The organism is Pseudoalteromonas sp. MEBiC 03485, from assembly GCF_004195145.1.
GTDB lineage: Bacteria > Pseudomonadota > Gammaproteobacteria > Enterobacterales > Alteromonadaceae > Pseudoalteromonas > Pseudoalteromonas apostichopi.
The window spans coordinates 2,912,311-2,929,238 of sequence record NZ_SGBT01000001.1 but is presented as its reverse complement, the minus strand read 5'-3'; the positions used below and the strand labels follow the sequence as shown (position 1 = coordinate 2,929,238).

21 protein-coding genes and 1 pseudogene are annotated in these 16,928 nt (G+C 38.4%); 12 read left to right on the top strand and 10 right to left on the bottom strand.

Annotated elements, in window-relative coordinates:
• Positions 1 to 8 precede the first annotated feature (8 nt).
• Both EVU92_RS13495 and EVU92_RS13490 read left to right on the top strand, forming a co-directional pair.
• Complete coding sequence (locus EVU92_RS13495; protein ID WP_126873590.1) at positions 9 to 533, top strand: hypothetical protein; 525 nt, start codon at positions 9 to 11, stop codon at positions 531 to 533.
• A 41-nt stretch (positions 534 to 574) separates the two neighbouring features.
• Complete coding sequence (locus tag EVU92_RS13490) at positions 575 to 907, top strand: DUF6488 family protein (protein ID WP_126873588.1); 333 nt, start codon at positions 575 to 577, stop codon at positions 905 to 907.
• 189 nt (positions 908 to 1,096) lie between these two features.
• Here the strand turns inward: EVU92_RS13490 and EVU92_RS13485 are convergent, their stop codons facing one another.
• Positions 1,097 to 2,539: an IS1182 family transposase gene (locus EVU92_RS13485; protein ID WP_004589456.1), complete on the bottom strand. Its 1,443-nt coding sequence runs from the start codon at positions 2,537 to 2,539 to the stop codon at positions 1,097 to 1,099.
• A 443-nt stretch (positions 2,540 to 2,982) separates the two neighbouring features.
• Here EVU92_RS13485 and EVU92_RS13480 point away from each other — a divergent pair, with 443 nt between their 5' ends.
• From EVU92_RS13480 to yfbR, 4 genes are all read left to right on the top strand, one after another.
• The gene (locus tag EVU92_RS13480) at positions 2,983 to 3,333 is read left to right on the top strand and encodes a hypothetical protein (RefSeq protein ID WP_130051660.1); all 351 of its coding nucleotides are present in this window, start codon (positions 2,983 to 2,985) and stop codon (positions 3,331 to 3,333) included.
• Positions 3,330 to 3,641 (top strand): recombinase family protein, encoded by a 312-nt coding sequence (locus tag EVU92_RS13475; RefSeq protein ID WP_346654652.1) that lies wholly within the window; start codon positions 3,330 to 3,332, stop codon positions 3,639 to 3,641. The genes EVU92_RS13480 and EVU92_RS13475 overlap by 4 nt, the downstream gene beginning before the upstream one ends.
• The gene (locus tag EVU92_RS21890) at positions 3,634 to 3,738 is read left to right on the top strand and encodes a recombinase family protein (RefSeq protein ID WP_335679317.1); all 105 of its coding nucleotides are present in this window, start codon (positions 3,634 to 3,636) and stop codon (positions 3,736 to 3,738) included. Before EVU92_RS13475 ends, EVU92_RS21890 begins: the two co-directional genes overlap by 8 nt.
• 250 nt (positions 3,739 to 3,988) lie before the next feature.
• Positions 3,989 to 4,582, top strand: coding sequence for a 5'-deoxynucleotidase (gene yfbR / locus EVU92_RS13470; RefSeq protein ID WP_130051659.1), 594 nt, complete (start codon positions 3,989 to 3,991; stop codon positions 4,580 to 4,582).
• Positions 4,583 to 4,700: 118 nt separating this feature from the next.
• Here the strand turns inward: yfbR and EVU92_RS13465 are convergent.
• Positions 4,701 to 5,021, bottom strand: a pseudogene (locus EVU92_RS13465) (HD domain-containing protein); the annotation flags it as partial.
• A 214-nt stretch (positions 5,022 to 5,235) separates the two neighbouring features.
• Here EVU92_RS13465 and EVU92_RS13460 point away from each other — a divergent pair.
• From EVU92_RS13460 to ttcA, 6 genes are all read left to right on the top strand, one after another.
• Positions 5,236 to 6,054, top strand: a complete 819-nt coding sequence (locus EVU92_RS13460; protein ID WP_130051658.1) for a glucosaminidase domain-containing protein — start codon at positions 5,236 to 5,238, stop codon at positions 6,052 to 6,054.
• Complete coding sequence (locus EVU92_RS13455) at positions 6,047 to 6,715, top strand: DUF2987 domain-containing protein (RefSeq protein WP_130051657.1); 669 nt, start codon at positions 6,047 to 6,049, stop codon at positions 6,713 to 6,715. Before EVU92_RS13460 ends, EVU92_RS13455 begins: the two co-directional genes overlap by 8 nt.
• A 498-nt stretch (positions 6,716 to 7,213) precedes the next feature.
• Positions 7,214 to 8,107 carry a polyphosphate kinase 2 gene (gene ppk2 / locus EVU92_RS13450; protein ID WP_130051656.1) on the top strand — a complete coding sequence of 298 codons (894 nt, stop codon included), beginning with the start codon at positions 7,214 to 7,216 and terminating at the stop codon, positions 8,105 to 8,107.
• A gap of 11 nt (positions 8,108 to 8,118) precedes the next feature.
• Positions 8,119 to 8,430, top strand: coding sequence for a hypothetical protein (locus tag EVU92_RS13445; protein WP_130051655.1), 312 nt, complete (start codon positions 8,119 to 8,121; stop codon positions 8,428 to 8,430).
• Between the two features lie 119 nt (positions 8,431 to 8,549).
• The gene (locus EVU92_RS13440; protein WP_130051654.1) at positions 8,550 to 8,969 is read left to right on the top strand and encodes a hypothetical protein; all 420 of its coding nucleotides are present in this window, start codon (positions 8,550 to 8,552) and stop codon (positions 8,967 to 8,969) included.
• Positions 8,970 to 9,188: 219 nt separating this feature from the next.
• Positions 9,189 to 10,082: a tRNA 2-thiocytidine(32) synthetase TtcA gene (ttcA, locus tag EVU92_RS13435; protein WP_130051653.1), complete on the top strand. Its 894-nt coding sequence runs from the start codon at positions 9,189 to 9,191 to the stop codon at positions 10,080 to 10,082.
• A 43-nt stretch (positions 10,083 to 10,125) separates the two neighbouring features.
• On the opposite strand, the gene uspE is transcribed toward ttcA, so the two are convergent.
• The 8 genes from uspE to EVU92_RS13395 form a co-directional block, all read right to left on the bottom strand.
• The gene (uspE, locus tag EVU92_RS13430) at positions 10,126 to 11,049 is read right to left on the bottom strand and encodes a universal stress protein UspE (RefSeq protein ID WP_130051652.1); all 924 of its coding nucleotides are present in this window, start codon (positions 11,047 to 11,049) and stop codon (positions 10,126 to 10,128) included.
• A 102-nt stretch (positions 11,050 to 11,151) separates the two neighbouring features.
• A complete protein-coding gene (locus EVU92_RS13425) occupies positions 11,152 to 11,886 on the bottom strand; it encodes an FNR family transcription factor (protein ID WP_130051651.1) in 735 nt (244 codons plus the stop codon).
• Positions 11,887 to 11,924: 38 nt separating this feature from the next.
• Positions 11,925 to 12,596 (bottom strand): sulfite exporter TauE/SafE family protein, encoded by a 672-nt coding sequence (locus tag EVU92_RS13420; protein WP_130051650.1) that lies wholly within the window; start codon positions 12,594 to 12,596, stop codon positions 11,925 to 11,927.
• Positions 12,589 to 12,756 carry a cbb3-type cytochrome oxidase assembly protein CcoS gene (gene ccoS, locus EVU92_RS13415; protein ID WP_058551123.1) on the bottom strand — a complete coding sequence of 56 codons (168 nt, stop codon included), beginning with the start codon at positions 12,754 to 12,756 and terminating at the stop codon, positions 12,589 to 12,591. The genes EVU92_RS13420 and ccoS overlap by 8 nt, the downstream gene beginning before the upstream one ends.
• Positions 12,753 to 15,128, bottom strand: coding sequence for a heavy metal translocating P-type ATPase (locus EVU92_RS13410; RefSeq protein WP_130051649.1), 2,376 nt, complete (start codon positions 15,126 to 15,128; stop codon positions 12,753 to 12,755). The genes ccoS and EVU92_RS13410 overlap by 4 nt, the downstream gene beginning before the upstream one ends.
• A gap of 9 nt (positions 15,129 to 15,137) precedes the next feature.
• Complete coding sequence (locus tag EVU92_RS13405; RefSeq protein WP_130051648.1) at positions 15,138 to 15,629, bottom strand: FixH family protein; 492 nt, start codon at positions 15,627 to 15,629, stop codon at positions 15,138 to 15,140.
• Between the two features lie 149 nt (positions 15,630 to 15,778).
• Complete coding sequence (gene ccoP / locus EVU92_RS13400; protein WP_130051647.1) at positions 15,779 to 16,744, bottom strand: cytochrome-c oxidase, cbb3-type subunit III; 966 nt, start codon at positions 16,742 to 16,744, stop codon at positions 15,779 to 15,781.
• Positions 16,741 to 16,926, bottom strand: a complete 186-nt coding sequence (locus EVU92_RS13395) for a cbb3-type cytochrome c oxidase subunit 3 (protein ID WP_062569269.1) — start codon at positions 16,924 to 16,926, stop codon at positions 16,741 to 16,743. Before EVU92_RS13395 ends, ccoP begins: the two co-directional genes overlap by 4 nt.
• Positions 16,927 to 16,928 lie beyond the last annotated feature (2 nt).

Genomic DNA, 16,928 nt, shown 5'->3' with positions numbered 1-16,928 from the left:
AGAATTTTATGCAACATACAGTTAGTACCAAAACACTCGTTAAAGCGAGTATTTCAGCAGTCGTTGTCGCGGCTATTGCACTGGTTACCTTTATCTTACCAGCAGAGTACAACATCGATCCGACAGGTATTGGAAACAAGTTAGGTTTAACAGCACTTGCACAAGCGGCTGAAGTGGAAACAACGTCATTAGAGACAACTAAAGGCACGGATGAGTTTCAAACAATAGAAGTGACAGTCCCTGCGGGACGCGGCATCGAATATAAATTTTATATGAAGCAGCATGAAAAAATGACTTATGAATGGTTAACCGATGGTGTTCCATTGTACTTCGATTTACATGGTGAGCCAGAAGGTGACACAACGGGATATTTTGAAAGCTATGTTATTGCTACTACTAATGAAATGAAAGGTAGTTATACCACGCCATTTGAAGGCTCTCATGGCTGGTACTGGAAAAACAAATCAGACAAGCCAGTTTCAATACAGCTAATGGTCAAAGGGCAATACGAAGTTATTGGCCTTAAACAATAACGAATTTAACTTTACGAATTTCATACAAAATGGAGACTAAAATGAACAAACTAATATCAATCGTTGCGCTTTGTGGTGCCTTGCTAACTAGTAATGTACAGGCACATGGAGATCATGGTGTCATCAGCGGTCAGAAAGCTGTTAGCATCGCTGCAACACATATTCAAAAGATGACATTTAAAGACGCTGGTTTTGAAGTTGGTAAGTTAGATGAGTCATGGAAAAATATTGATAAGTCGCAACTTTCGATTGCTAGCGTTGAAGACAATTTCTACGTAGTTAGTGCATCTAATGCTAGCAACGAAGATAAGCTTTACTTCCAAATTGCAAAAAATGGTCAAGTTATAGCGGTTAAAAATAAAAACAACTTTTAACAAAATAAGAAGGCACCTTTTGATACATGAGGTGCCTTTGTTTTTGTACCAAGTCCGCTTTTGGCACAGACTGTGTGAAAACTAATTTTTAATAAATTGTCTTGGGTATGTTCTTAGTTTGAAACCATTTAAGATGGTTGCGATCGATTTTTTCTCAGTATCGCAATTTTCTCCGCGCGAGCGAAACTGCTATGGCAACGCTACTCTAATTGCTTTACTTAGGCCGTTAACTCCCATAATTGTTATCATTCTTCTGAAGTTGTAAGCTAGGACATGAAGACTTATTTCTGTCCCCACGCTTTTTAAACCTCGTGTTAGTAAGTGGGTAGCTCCCATCCAGAGTTTAATTGTGCCAAAGGGGTGCTCAACAGTTTGCTTGCGATGAAGCATCAATTCAGGTTCATTCTTTAGCTTTTGAAGCATTTCTTCTGTCAGAATCTCATGCACCCACCGCCTTATTCGCCTAGGGTCTTTTTTAGAGTTAGTGCACTGACTTCTTATTTTACAATCTCGACAAGCAATGTGATTGAAGTAAACATCAAGGTATTTACCTTGCTCAAATACCTGCATTCGATTTTGAAGTTCATTACCAGCGGGGCATAAGTAAATATCTTTATTTGCATCGTATTTGAAGAGTGAGCGGTTAAATATCCCTTTCTTTTCAGAGGACGATGTATCCGTCTTGGGCATGATTGGCTCTGCACCCAAATCGATAGTATCTTTTATATCGGGCTGACTGAAGTAACCTTTATCTGCTAATACCCTTATATCTTCCTTGCGCAATGCTTTTTGTGCGAGTTTTGTCATTGACGCAAGCTGGCCTCTATCTGGCACGTTGGTCACCTCATGCGCCACTATAAGGTGGTGCTTGGTATCAACCGCACTTTGCACGTTATAACTCACAACTCTTGTAAAACCTTGAGTTTTCATTAAACGTGAATCAGGATCAGTAGTGGATATTTGCTTGTCAGGATGAGCTTCAACTTGTTCTTTAATCTCGTGTAGTTTTTTTAACTGGCTGCGAAAGTCAGCTAGCCTATCTTTTGTGGCTTTAATTTTTGTGACGTTAGCTTGCTCTTTATCGGCTTCATCAAGTAATTCAAGGTAACGTTCAATATTCTTTTCGACTCGGTCGATGTGGAATTTAACTTTGCTTGGCGTAAAATTATTGCCTTTGTTGTTGCTAGCTTTAAACTTACTACCATCGATGGCAACAACTGGTTTCTCAAACATATTCAGACGACGGCAGACTTCAACAAACGTTTTGCACACATTTTTTATACCATCTCCGTTGTCTTTTCTAAAATCAGCAATCGTTTTAAAGTCGGGTGCCAACTTACCAAGTAGCCACATCAGTTCAATATTGCGTTGGCATTCGGTTTCTAATCGGCGGGATGATTGAATACGGTTGAGGTAACCATAAAGATACAGTTTTAATAATGTGGCTGGATGATACTTAGGGCGGCCTGTGGACTTTAAAGTTAACCCTTTAAACTCCAATTCAGCTAGATTTAGTTCCTCAATGAAAACATCAATCACTCTGACCGTATTATCTTCACTGACGTAGTCTTCCAACGATTCTGGAAATAACGTTGATTGGTCACGACTTTCACCGCTTATAAACTTTGACATACTGCCTCAACCCTCAACTGAATCAATAGTCTAATTATATAAATATCAGTATATTAAGTGAACTAAATGTATAGATTAATAGATCATAAGCAGAACATACTTAGACCAAAAGGTGATCAGAGTTTTCACACAGTCTGGGCACAGAGCCACTGGTCGGCTCTAACTCATTTCTGTCCAAAAACGAGCTAGAGAGATCGTCCGATTTTCGCTCATAGTTGCTTGTCAGATAAGATGAGAACGAATTCTTCGAACCTGTAAGAGCAGATATGACTACCATAGTTAAACCATACATTCATAAATACTACATCAATAGAATGCGTAGTTATCTAATTGTCATGTCAAGAATCAGTAAAATTCAAATAATTGTAAGTGTCAGAAAGTTGTTGTTTTTTCGGACATCTGTTTGGTATGGTGTCCCAAAGTTATAATATTTGGACATGCATATGAGTGAAATTAAAGAAATTAGAAAACTATCATTCGAAGAGTTAAAAGAAATTTTAAGAGATCCATTTAGAGTAATAGTGGAAGAAGGTAATGCCACTCACATTTGTGAATATGGACAAGAAACCTATAAGGTACTTGAACGAGTGTCATTAAGTTCAGAGGCTCACAAATTAATTAAGCATTTAAGTACTAACAACATTATTTATAAATCTAAATGGGGAAGGAATATAGTTTCTGATATTCCTGACTTCGCAACGTTCTATGATATTCATCGCGGAGATATCTATGGTAATCAAACTGATGATGAGTACGAGATAGCCGCATCTTTAGAGTTGGCTGAAGCTAGATAATATATGAAAGTTGGTTTGCCAGAGTATCAACTCAAGAACAGGAGCTTGATATTCAACTTACTAAATTAACTGAATTTGGCTGTGAGAGAATCTTTCAGGGTAAACACTCTAGTACTTCAGTTAAAAAGGATGAGATGCTGAAAGGGCTTATTGATTATATAAGAGCTGGTGACGAGGTTATTCTAACTCGTCTTGACCAATTAGGTCGCTCTTTAAAGTCTATTCTGGAAGCAATAGAGGATATCCATCGTAAAGGTGCAAATCTAAAAACCATAGATGTCTCACTTAATGTAAGCAGCGATAATTAACCTATGTGGAATATTCGCTCAACTAGAACGTGATCTTATCAGAAGCAGAAATGCTGAAGGCCGCGAAGAAGCAAAAGCTCAAGGTAAGTCTAGGTAGGTTACCAGTATTATATAAAAAACAAGCTAACGATATAATGAAAGCTATATCTAGAATCCATTTCTAACTTAGCAAAAAAGTACAAAGTTAGTCGTTCAACAATCAACCGAACGCTTAATCAAATTCCAGAAGAAGGCTAAGTACACATTTTTATAGATTGATTCCACTTGAACCTTCAAGTGGGGGAGCATAATGTTTTTTTTAAATATTGAAATGGTGAGAATTTTAATTTTATCTGAGAGGTTTTATAGTGAAAAATAGTTCGTTTTTAGCATGGATACTTCGTATGAACCTCATTAAGCGCTGGTCTCCTATGCACTTAATGAAAGAAGAAAATGTTGCAGAACATAGCCATCAAGTTGCTGTTATCGCTCATCTCTTAGCAACTATAAAAAATGTGTACTGCGGTGGTCAAATAAGCCCTGAGAAGGCGGCTACAATTGCTTTGTACCATGAGGTTTCTGAAACAAAACTTCAAGATATCAATCATGTTACTAAATACAGCTCTCCAGCATTAACAGAAGAATTCAAGAAAATTGAAGATTTGGCAGAGATTGAGTGCTTAAACACTCTACCCGAAAAATTACAACCTTTGTTTAAAGAACTAGTTATTCAAAAGCAGGTAGATAAAGAATATAAGAAACTAGTAAAAGCGGCAGATGTTCTTACTGCTTATTTTAAAGCATGCGATGAACTCAAATTCCATAACCCTGAATTCGTATCTGTTAAAAAACGCTTATCTGAGAAAGTTGACGCGTATAAAGAAGAAATGCCAGAAGTAGGTGTGTTCATGGACCTATTTGAACAAAACTGCTTGGCTAGTTTGGATGATCTATCTAGTTAAACTTGACTTTTGAAATTTGTATGTGGTAAATTGTATGTATAGCTTTTTGCTTAATGTTATGTTTCATAAGGCTTAAAGCTTCCTTCCTATATTAAAAGATACAAAATTGGTGTTCTCTTCCGAATGGTGGATGACCGATATCATGAGCAAGACATAAGGTTTCAAGTAAACTACCACTCGGAAAATTCGTAAATTCAGGGTGTTGCTTTTTTAAGTGGCGTAATAATCCACTACCAATTTGTGCAACTTCTAAAGAATGGGTAAGGCGAGTTCGGTAAAAATCATTTAAGCCAATACCCATAATTTGGGTTTTAGCCTGCAGACGCCTAAATGCTGCAGCATGTATGATACGAGAACGGTCAACTTGCCAAGCTGAGCGGTTATCGTTGGGACGATATTTTTGCTGATCAATAATGCGAGCTTGCCAAGATTGGCACATAAAAATAACCTTCCTATTTCTCGTTTGGTTGCATTTAAGTATACGCAAGCGCTTGAAAATTGCGAGTAAATTGGCGGTTCATAACGCTTCTTTAGTTATACTTTAAGGAACTATCTCAGGGCTAATTCGCCAAAAAATGTCTGCTTTGGTATACTTCGCCATTGTGTGTGCGTGAAGTTACCGCATATTAGTAAAAGTTTATTTGAGAGAATACATGCTGAATTACGTTTTTAGAGCTTTACTGGCCGCTTTTTTTGCATGGGCGTTGTTGTCGCCATTTATGGATAAAGATACTCTGGATGAGGGGGATGAACAGTCACAGACAACACCTATTGGCACTCAGCGCGTAATCAAAAAAGAAAAGCCATTACATAATGTAAAACTGCCTGATTTTGCAGCGTTTACTGATGTGAAAGAAAAGAAACATGCATTTTTTGACTTTATCCGTCCTCATGTTGAGGCTGAGAATAAAAAGATCCTACAACAACGTGCGCTCATAGAAATTGCACGCATGATGCTTGAGTATAATGAGCCGCTAAGTAGTAAACAGCAATCAGATATTAAGAAAATACTGACCAGCTACAAGTTACCAACCACTATTGATACCTTATCACTGACCCAAGCTCTGCGCCGTGTAGATATCATTCCAAAAGAACTTGCGCTTATGCAGGCGGCTAACGAATCAGCATGGGGTACGTCACGTTTTGCTCGAATTGGCTTAAACTTTTTCGGTCAGTGGTGTTATAAAAAAGGCTGTGGCATGGTACCACGTCGTCGAGCCAACGAAGCCGCTCATGAAGTGACTGCTTTTAAATCGGTACGTGCTGCTGTAAGCTCATATTTTAAAAATATTAATACTCACGCAGCGTATAAAGATTTACGATCAATTCGAGCCGATTTACGTCGCCAGCAAAAGCCAATTGATGCTACTAAGCTAACACAGGGCTTGTTGTCGTATTCTGAGCGCGGTGAAGCGTACATTGAAGAATTAAATAAAATGATAAATCAAAACAGAGCTTACTTTGATGAATAAATTCCTTCCGTGGTTAAAATTTACAACCATTGCGGTTGCACTAGGTGCAGTTGCCTCAAAGGCCGCTGCTACTGAATTTGTTGTTGCATACGATGGTTTTTATGATCGTTTGAAAGTCGTTAATAAAGGCGAATTTCAATACGCTCAAGTTAATTTTTATTTGTCTGATATCGCTACTAACGAAGTATGTACAATCAAATCAGGTAAAATAATTACAGAGAAACAAGAGTTTGACTTAACTTATACAGATAAAGCTCAATTGCTTTTACCTTTTGATAAGCAGCTAGATACAGATAAAGCCGTTATTGTTGTTCAGCCAGAAAATCCAAAACATGATTGTCAATTAAGGTTGCAAATTGAAGCAACTGATCTGGCTGATTTTGAGCTTAGTAAAGCAAACTTGTATACGTTAAATGAAGAATTTGACGAGCTACTATCTGATTTGTCGGGCTTTTTCGTTAGCAAATTAATGTGGTTTTTGCTGCCTGAACAACAAGGTGTTGTACTAAAATTTAACGGCCAAGATGCTATCTCGGCAAACGGTGTTAGCTGTAAGGAGCAACGTTGCTCAATTAAGGTTTCTGATGACTGGCAAGATGATGAAACGGTATTAAGCAGTCATGCTAAGCTTATTAGCGCCACGCCTTGGATCGTTAAATAACCACTATACATCGGCTAAAATCGTTTAAATATCGACAAAAGGGATCTTATTAAGGTCCCTTTTTCAATGTTGAGAAGATAGTTCTTGTGTCTCTTTTTTTAAAAGTTTATCTCGTTACTTTGGTTTAGTATCAAAATTGAAAATTCAATATAAATAAAGCAATTTATATAACAGCTTCTCTTGTCTAGTTTATTCCCTCATTTAATATTTTTTCTAATTACTTGTATTGCAGCGCAGTTTAAGTAACAGCTTGTATTTAGATATGAAAACGGTATGAAGATATAGGTTTTATCTGATTGTTTTTTACTATAGAAAAAGGGCTTGATTTTACTTTTATAGGCTTATTTTTAATTAGCTATAAAGTGCTAACTTTATATTTTTTAATGATTTTTCAAGAAATAAAAATATAGATTTAGATCAAGTTACTTAGCAATAACTGGCTTAAAGTAAAACTATAAAGATCTCAATATAGGTACTTATAGTTTAAAAGGAGTCGTTATGCAGATAGTCAATGTCGAACCTGTATCAGTTAAAAAACAGAAATTAGCCGAAGCCAATGCGAAACAGAATGTAATTTTTGATTTAAATGTTAAAAACCCAAGCCTAAAGTGGAATGCAGACGGTAAATATCCATATAAACGCAAAATGGACCTGGTTGAATACGAGCGCCATAAACACGAACTGCAAATTGAACTTTTGAAAATGCAAGGTTGGGTAAAAGAGACCAATCAACAAATAGTGGTTTTATTTGAAGGTCGAGATGCGGCGGGTAAAGGAGGCACTATTAAACGCTTTATGGAGCATTTAAATCCGCGTGGTGCGCACGTAGTGGCTTTAGAAAAACCAACTTCAAGAGAGCGAGAACAATGGTACTTTCAGCGTTACATTAATCACCTGCCAAGCAAAGGTGAAATTATACTATTTGATCGCTCTTGGTATAACCGAGCCGGTGTAGAGAAGGTAATGGGCTTTTGTGATGATCACGAATATTTAGAGTTTATGCGTCAAACACCACAACTTGAACGTATGTTGGTGAATAGCGGTATTAAGCTATTTAAATATTGGTTTTCGGTCAGTAGAGAAGAGCAATTCAGACGCTTTAAATCACGTCAAAACGACCCGCTTAAGCAATGGAAGCTGAGTCCGGTTGATATGGCATCATTGGCTAAATGGCATGATTATAGTGACGCGAAAGATGCGATGATGTTTCATACCCATACAAAAGATGCGCCTTGGACACAAATTCGCTCTGATGATAAAAAACGGGGTCGTATCAACTGTATGCGTCATTTCTTAAGTTGTTTGGACTACCCAGAAAAAGATCAGGATATAGTCAATCGGGTTGACCCGCTTATTGTCACTGAACCTACCCGCATGTCTACGCGTCAGTAAAGGAGAATACAATGAAAAATTCAGAGTCAATATTTGAAAAGCGCCTTGCAAAGCTCGAAAAAGTTCTCGAAAAAAGTAAAAAAGAGGTGGCCAGAACCTCTGAAATTGCAAAAGATGCAGCACTTAAAGCACAAGCCGCTGTAGAGTGTGCCAGCGAAGCAGAGAGCCTGGCTAAAAATGCTAAAAAGCGGTTGAAAGAAGCCAAAAAGCAGTTAAAAGAAGCTAAAGTGTTAAAAATAGCGCAGAAAAATGCTTCTAAAAAATCGGCAATAAAACGTGCCAAACGAATGGCAAAAAATAAGACAAAAACTAAAAACACTTAAGGTTAACAAGGGGCGCATGGCTCATGTGCCCTTTGTTTTTGTATTAAGCTTATTGCTGGACATTTTTACGATTCTCGTTATGCTAAACGTCAACTTTTCAGGGACTTAAAAGCATACTTATGAAAATTATACCGGCATTTTTTGTTATTTTACTGCTATGTTCAGCTTGTAGCAGTTATTCACCTATCAAACAAGAAATGCAAACTAAGTTACAAGGCTCATGGCAGTCTACAAATAGCCCAGTTTGTGAAGCTAATTTTCATACTATAGCTTTTAAAAACAAAATATTAGAAATCTCTTATGACGAGCAGGGCTATATTTCTGAGACTGAAGCAAGAAAAACCTTTGTTTATACTATTTTATCGACAGAGAAAAATTTAATTCGAGTGCAGCTTGAAAATGAAACTCGCTTAGATAAAAAAGGTAAACCTGTAGTTTGGCACCTAAAACCACTTAGAAATGATAAATACTGCTGGGGCAGAGATGATTGGCCTGATCTTGCTTGTACAGCTTCGCGTTATAAATGCACAGTAAAATGAAGTTAGCTTATTGAAGTCAGAAAACCCTAAAATAAGCCTGTAAATTGATGATCCTTTAATGCTATTCATAAAGAGCCTTAGTTTACGTAATATCTTCACGAGTTATGCTTTTTAATTATCCCACGCTAATCATTTCAACTGGCTCAAAAAGTCCGTATAATCCACGCCGAACTTTTTACTATGAAACATGGCTTAGTAAAGCCTGTATGAGCAGAGCAAATGAATCAAACTGATACTAGAAAAGAAACTCTTGAATTTAATAAACTTCAAAAGCGTCTAAGAAGGCATGTTGGTAATGCGATTACTGATTACAACATGATTGAAGACGGCGATGTTGTTATGGCATGTATCAGTGGTGGTAAAGATTCATTCGCAATGCTTGATATTTTGCTTAATTTACAAAAAGCTGCGCCAATTAAATTTGAAGTGATTGCCGTAAACCTTGATCAAAAGCAGCCTGGTTTTCCTGAGCATATTTTGCCTGATTACTTTGAAACGCTAAATATCCCGTATTACATCGTTGATAAAGATACTTACTCAGTAGTAAAAGAAAAAGTACCAGAGGGCAAAACAACCTGCGGTCTGTGTTCACGACTTCGTCGCGGTACACTTTACTCATTTGCAGAAAAAATTGGTGCGACCAAACTAGCACTAGGTCATCACTTGGATGACATCGTCGAAACTATGTTTTTAAATATGTTCCATGGTTCACGATTAAAAGCGATGCCACCAAAATTACGTTCAGATGATGAACGTAACGTAGTTATTCGTCCGTTATCATATTGTCGTGAAAAAGATTTAATTAAATACGCTGAGCACAAAGATTTCCCGATCATTCCATGTAACCTATGCGGTTCTCAAGAAAATCTACAGCGTCAATCAATTAAAGCGATGCTGACAGAGTGGGATAAGAAAACTCCAGGTCGCGTTGAGAGTATCTTTAAGTCTTTACAGAATGTCAGCCCAAGCCAGCTTGCTGATAGAAACTTGTTTGATTTTGAAAACTTACCACTTGATAGAGAAGGCAATCGTGAAAGCTATGACTTTAGCGAGGCGGTGGTCTCATCAACAAACATTGATGAATCACTGTTCATTGATGTAACAAATATATAAAAAAAGCCCCAAACTGGGGCTTTTTTAATACATATCCTGGTTGTTACTTAGCGAGAGGGCTCACATAGCCATCTGGTTTTAGGGCTAAGACATCGCAATCAAGACTATCAATAACGTGCTCTGCAGTATTACCAACTAGCGCAGCACTCAAGCCAGTGCGACCAACAGTACCAATCACTACTAACTCGCTGTTAAGGCGTGCAGCAACATCTGGAATGACATCTTCTGGTAAACCTTCCTCTATGTAGCATTGAGCTTGGTCAATATCAAACCCTTTAGCTAAAGAGAGCGTTGATTCAAAGTGATGTTTTTTAACTGATTCGTTATAAACGCCAGGATTAAACTCTGGGATTTCTATTGCAATATTAACCGGTGTTGCTGGGTACGCATTTACAATATTAAGCGTGGCATTGGCTAAGTCACAAATGAAGCGGGCATCATTAATAATACGCTTGTTAAGTTCAAGGTGTTGCTCATTTTCACTCACCGCGTTCACAGCTGCTAGAATATTCCCCTGAGCTGGCCATTCTTTTTCTTTAACAAGTAACACTGGAGCAGGGCACTTACGAATAAGGTGCCAGTCGGTAGGTGTGAAAATAACCGATTTTAGTGTGTCGTGTTGATGAGTGCCTTTAACAACAAGATCAAAGCCATCGTTGATCACGGTGTTAATAATAGCTTCGTAAGGACGGTTATGCCAAACCACACAACTATCAATAGTGAGTTCTGGATAAAGTGCAATTTGTTCATTTAACCATTCTTGGCGGTCTTTTATCACGGCTTCTCGCATTGCTTCACGCTCATCAGCTGAAAGCATAGTTGTCATTTCATAAGAGAAGTCGTAGATACTGAGGAAAGCGGTGATGGTCGCGCCAGATTTTTTGGCTAGATCGATTGAGCGGCTTAAACTGTGTTGCTGCTCTTTAGTTGGGTCTATAACTGCTAAAATTCGTTTAATTGCGTCCATGTGCTGCTCCTTAACTGTTCCGCAAAAAGTAGTACTTTGAGTGTAACCTAAATTTAGAACAGTTAAAGGGGTAAACAGTATAAAGTTGCGTTAAATCAAACTCTATTTACATTTAATTGCCGCTGTTGTAGCAAGTGCCTGCTGGTCCAAAATGGTGATAAACTTGCCCTCAACCTTAATAAAACCAGCCTTTTGAAAGCGACTTAAAAGGCGGCTAATTGTTTCAACAGTTAGGCCCAAGTAGTTACCGATTTCACCACGCGTCATAGTTAAACGGAATTCTTTACGTGAAAAACCACGCTCACCAAAGCGTTCAGCCAAGTTGTAAATAAAACTTGCAAGGCGCTCTTCAGCTGATTTTTTGTTGAGTAACAACAGCATTTCTTGGTCGTAGTTAATTTCATTACTCATTAAACGCATAATTTGTTGGCGCAATTTTGGTAATTTACCGGCTAATTCATCAAGCGTATCGAATGGAATTTCACACACCATAGATGTTTCAAGGGCTTGAGAAAAACTTTGATGTGCCATTTTGTTGATTGCATCGAAACCGACTAAATCGCCAGCTAAATGGAAACCGGTAATTTGCTCGTCACCTTGTTCAGATAGAGTGTAAGATTTAAACGAACCTGAGCGCACAGCATAAATGGCATTTAAGCTTTCACCAGATTCAAATAAATAATCACCTTTATGCAGTGGTTTTTTACGTTCGATGATTTCATCTAGACGATCCATTTCTTGACCGTTTAATGAAAATGGTAAACATAGCTGGCTGATACTGCAATTATTACAGCTAATTGTGCATAAGCCTTTTGACTTGTTTTGTGAGAAGTCCATACATCAAATCCATTCAAATAAGTTAACAACCGCTAAGATTAATGAATTAGCTTATCGGTTGCTATAATTAATAAGTATATACCGTACCATATTATTACGCTGCCTAGAATAACCCTAATCCAAACATGGTTGAAAATAGTGTTTATTTTTTGACTGACTAGACCAATACTAATCATTGCAGGAAATGTCCCTAAGGCAAAAAATAACATTACCCCAGCACCGTGAAGGGCAGAAGGGCTGGTAAGTGCCCAAGTTAGTGCCGAATAAACTAATCCACACGGCAGCCATCCCCATAAAGCGCCATACAACAGGGCCTTTGGCGTTGTATCGACAGGTAGTAAATAACGATTCAGTTTAGATAAATGCTGCCATACTAGCGTTTTTCCTAATTTTTCTAGCCACTGTAGGGTGGGCGCTAGGCGCATGATATAAATCCCAACAAGTAGCATAAAAATACCACTTAGAAACGATAAACCTACTGAGATTGAGGTATTTTGTGCAGCGAAGCGACTACTAATACCGGCTACTAGAGCACCGGCAAGCATGTAACTGAGCGCTCTGCCAAGGTTATAAGCAATAGAAAAGCGAACTGCACGATTTTTGCTAGCGGCAAGTTGTAAACTACTGGAAATACCACCACACATAGCCAGACAGTGACCACTGCCTAACAAGCCCATTACAAATGCACTAATAAACTGCGGATCAATCATTACTTTTGTTGTGCTGCTCTTTATCGTCTTCAAACAGGATACTGTGGCCCTGTTTGTTTAAATCAGAAAATTGTTCGCTTTTTACAGCCCAAAAGAACACACCAATAGCAATTAGCACAAATAAAATGGCAATTGGGATGAGGATGTAGATGATACTCATAGTTTTAATAACCTTAATGAGTTGGTAATAACCAAAATGGAGCTTGCAGACATACCAATAACGGCCATCCAAGGAGCTACAAGTCCTAGTGCTGCAAGTGGTAAAATCGAACCATTGTAAATAAGTGATAATGCCAAGTTTTGCTTAACAATACGGCGAGTCTTCTTCGAGACAGTAAGCAAATGTTCAATGGCGGTTAGATCACTATTGAGTAATACCACATCGGCACTATTTTTGGAAATATCGGCGCCAGTTTCCATCGCAATAGATAAATGGGCACTTGCAAATACCGGGCTATCATTCACACCATCACCAACCATAGCAACAATGGCACCTTTGCTAGCCAATGCTTCAACATGGGTTTGTTTGTCACGAGGGCTACATGCTGCATGTACAGTATCTAAATTTAACTGCTTAGCAATTTGCTCACCACTGTTTGAAGCATCACCAGTTAACATATGACACTTGAGCTGCTGTGAATGCAGTTTAGTAATCAATTTTTCTGCGTTGTTACGTAAGCTATCGGCTAGGTAAAAGCGCGCAACTACTTGTTTATTGATATACAAGGTTGCTTGAGCATCTGCTTTATCAGTATCGAACCAGCCACTTTTACCTATCGCATAGTGCTGATTATTAAGTTCTGCTGTAATGCCTTTACCCGGTTCGATTGTAACATTCTCAATTGGGTTCACTGTATCGTTGAAACCAGCGAATGCATTAGCAATCGGGTGCTCAGAGAAACTTTCAAGTTGCGCTGCTAGTCGTAATGCGTCAGCTTCACTATACTGGCTGTTTACTAGTTCAACTCGCTCTATAGTGAAACGACCTTGGGTAAGGGTGCCTGTTTTATCAAAGGCAATATCGGTTAGTTGCGGTAGCGTTTCTAATACATGGGCTTGTTTAATTAAAATACCACGCTTTGTCAGGCTTGCTACTGCACACGTAAGGGCGGTAGGAATCGCTAAGCTCAGTGCGCAAGGGCAGGTTGCAACAAGCACCGAAATAGTAATCCAAAAAGCATGCTCAGGGTCTATTTGATACCAGCCAATCGCTGTAATTGACGCAAACACTAATAAACACGCTACAAACCACTGAGCCACCTTATCAGTTATTTCAACTAATCTTGGGCGTTTAGTTAAAGCTGTGTGTTGTAACTTTATAATTTGATTAAGTAAGGTATTTTGACCGATTTTGTTGATCTCAATACGGATCACACCATCGTGGTTAATAGTGCCTGCGTATACTTGATGGTTAATAAACTTATTAACTGGCTGATGCTCACCTGTCATCATGGCTTCATCAACAGTTGTTTGACCTTGTATAACGATACCGTCAGCAGGAATTGTTTCGCCTGCTTTAATTAATACAACATCACCTAGTCTTAGCTTTTTAGCTGCGATAATTGATTCTTGATTGTTTTCATCGATGATACGGGCTGTAAGGGGCAGTAACTTTTGCAAGTTAGCAGTAAACTCACTGGCTTTTAAGCGAGCTCTAAATTCTAAATATTTACCTAGTAATAATAAAAAGGTAAACATACAGATAGATTCAAAATAAACTTCGCCAACAGACATTAAAGTGGCATAACAACTTGCCCCATAAGCACCAAAAATTGCTAAAGATACGGGTAGGTCCATATTTAGCTGTTTTGCTTTTAAACCATTAATCGCATTAGTTAAGAATGGTAGGGCACTATAGAGAATTACCGGTGAAGCAAGCACAAGGCTTATCCAGCGGAAATACTGTTCGAAGTTTTCTTCCATGCCCGAGAACATGCCAAAATACATGGCAAAAGCGAACATCATTACTTGCATGGTCATTAGACCCGCAACACCTAAACGGCGGATATAGGCTTTAGCAGCTTGCTGTTTTTGACTGGCCTCAAGGTCTGCCTGAAACGGATAAGCTTTATAGCCGATTTCGTGTAATGAGGTAATAATTTGGCTAAGCGGAGTAACCGATTTATCCCATTGGATCATGGCACGGTTGGTCGATGTATTTACATCAACGCGTTTTATCGCTTTTAGATTGAGTAATTGTTTTTCGATTAACCACGCACAAGCAGCACAAGTTATGCCTTCAACCGTTAGTAGCACCTCGGATAAATTATTAGAGGCAGAAATAAACTCGTCTTGAATATCTTCGTTATCGTAACTTTTGATCAACTCGAGTTGCTCTGGAACAAGTTGTTCAACTTTACCAGAGCGAACGGTTCTAAATTTATAGTAATCGGTCATGCCTTGGGCGACGATATTTTCTGCAACCGTTTGGCAACCAATACAACACATAGGTTGTGCCTTACCGTCTATTTCGACAGTCGCATTAAAGCCTTTTGGCACACTTTCAAGACAATGAAAGCAATTATCGGACATTAGAGTTTACTACTTATATTCAGGGCTAATCGAAATTGTTTTATCAGTTGGTAAAATGATGTCTTCTTTGAGTTTCCAACTGTTATCTATTGGTTCAATAAACACTGTATATGCGCCGTCAACATGAGCGTCGAGTAGGGCTGTAAAATCGCCATGGGCGTTTTTCATTAAGCTCACATCAAAGTCATTTGCCTTAATGGTGCGGTGATAAAATGACATTTTTAAAGAGTGGACATTGCTTGCATCACCTTTAGTGAAGGTGAATGCAACTTTGTCGTTAGTAACATTTAAATCGCCATGTAAATAAAGCGCTTTTGCTTTATTAAATTTGCTGAGTTCAAGGTTAATTGCTTTACCTTTTTTATAGTAATCATCAACAACCATATCTGGGCCGTTACCAATTGCCATATAAATAAGACCAGCGCAGCCAATGATCGCTGCAAGAGGAAAAGAGATTAAAAACCATGGCCAAAAGTTTTTATACCAAGGAGTGGGTTTCATAGTACTTATACCTTTAAAAACGTTGTAAGCATTTTATCGGATTTAAAAGCAAAAGACTAAAAAAAAGCCTCTAGATAGAGGCTTTTTTGATCTTAATTAATCTATTGAATTAAATGATTAATTGTTTATACATTTTTTTAACCGCGTGGTTATTTATCTTGCGATAAGCTGTAAACGTAAGCAGTTAGTAGGTGTACTTTATCTTCACCTAAAATGTCTTTCCATGCTGGCATTACACCTGCGCGGCCATTGGTTAGTGTTTCTTCAACGGCACGTTTTGAACCACCATATAACCAGATGTTATCTGTTAGATTAGGTGCACCAAATGGTAAGTTGTGTGCAACCGAACCTTTACCGTCAGCACCGTGACACGCAGCACACATTGCAAACTTAGCAGCACCTGCAGCAGCGTCTTTTTGGTTAACTGTACGGCCTGAAAGGCTAAGTACGTGAGCAGTCATTTCTTTAATGCCTTGCTCGCCAAGCGCATCACCCCATGGTGGCATCGCAGCTACACGACCATAAAGAAGTGTTTCTTTGATTTTGTCTGGTGTGCCACCATATAACCAATCGTTATCCGTTAGGTTAGGGAAGCCTTGACCACCACGTGCATCTGAACCATGACATTGTGCACAGTTTTGTGAGAACAAACGTTGACCAATCTCAAGCGCTTTTTCATCTTTAACTAGTGTTTCAATATCTTGTTTTGCAAATGACTCAAAGATTGGGCCAAAACGCTCATCAGCGGCAATAAATTCTTGGTCTAATTGAACGTTCTCACCATTAGCTAATGCTTGTTCAGTCGCTTCTTTAGACTCAGCTAGAGAAGTAATACCTTGGTTAGAACTTGTCCATTTACCTAAACCTTCCCAGTTACCTAAACCAGGGTAGGCTGCAAGATAGTATACAGACCAAATAAATGTTGCGAAGAACATGTAAGTCCACCATTTTGGAAGTGGGTTATTTAGTTCTTCAATGCCGTCAAACTCGTGACCACAGCTTTCGCCTTCTTTAACACCTGTGTAGTTTTTCAAGTTCCACAGAAGTAGGCCGAAGATGATAGCAAGACACGCTAGGGTTAATACAATAACCCATATACTCCAAAAGCTAGTCATTTCTCAGACTCCTTTTCCTCGTTAGAGATTGTGTTGTTGTGTTTTTTTTCATCTTCAAATATGGCATTAGCAGCGTCATCAAATCGGCTTTTGCTACGCTTGCTGTATGCCCATACAACAATCACAATAAACAGTACTAAAATTACCAGAGTCAAAATGCCTCTGTATGTTCCGTAATCCATAA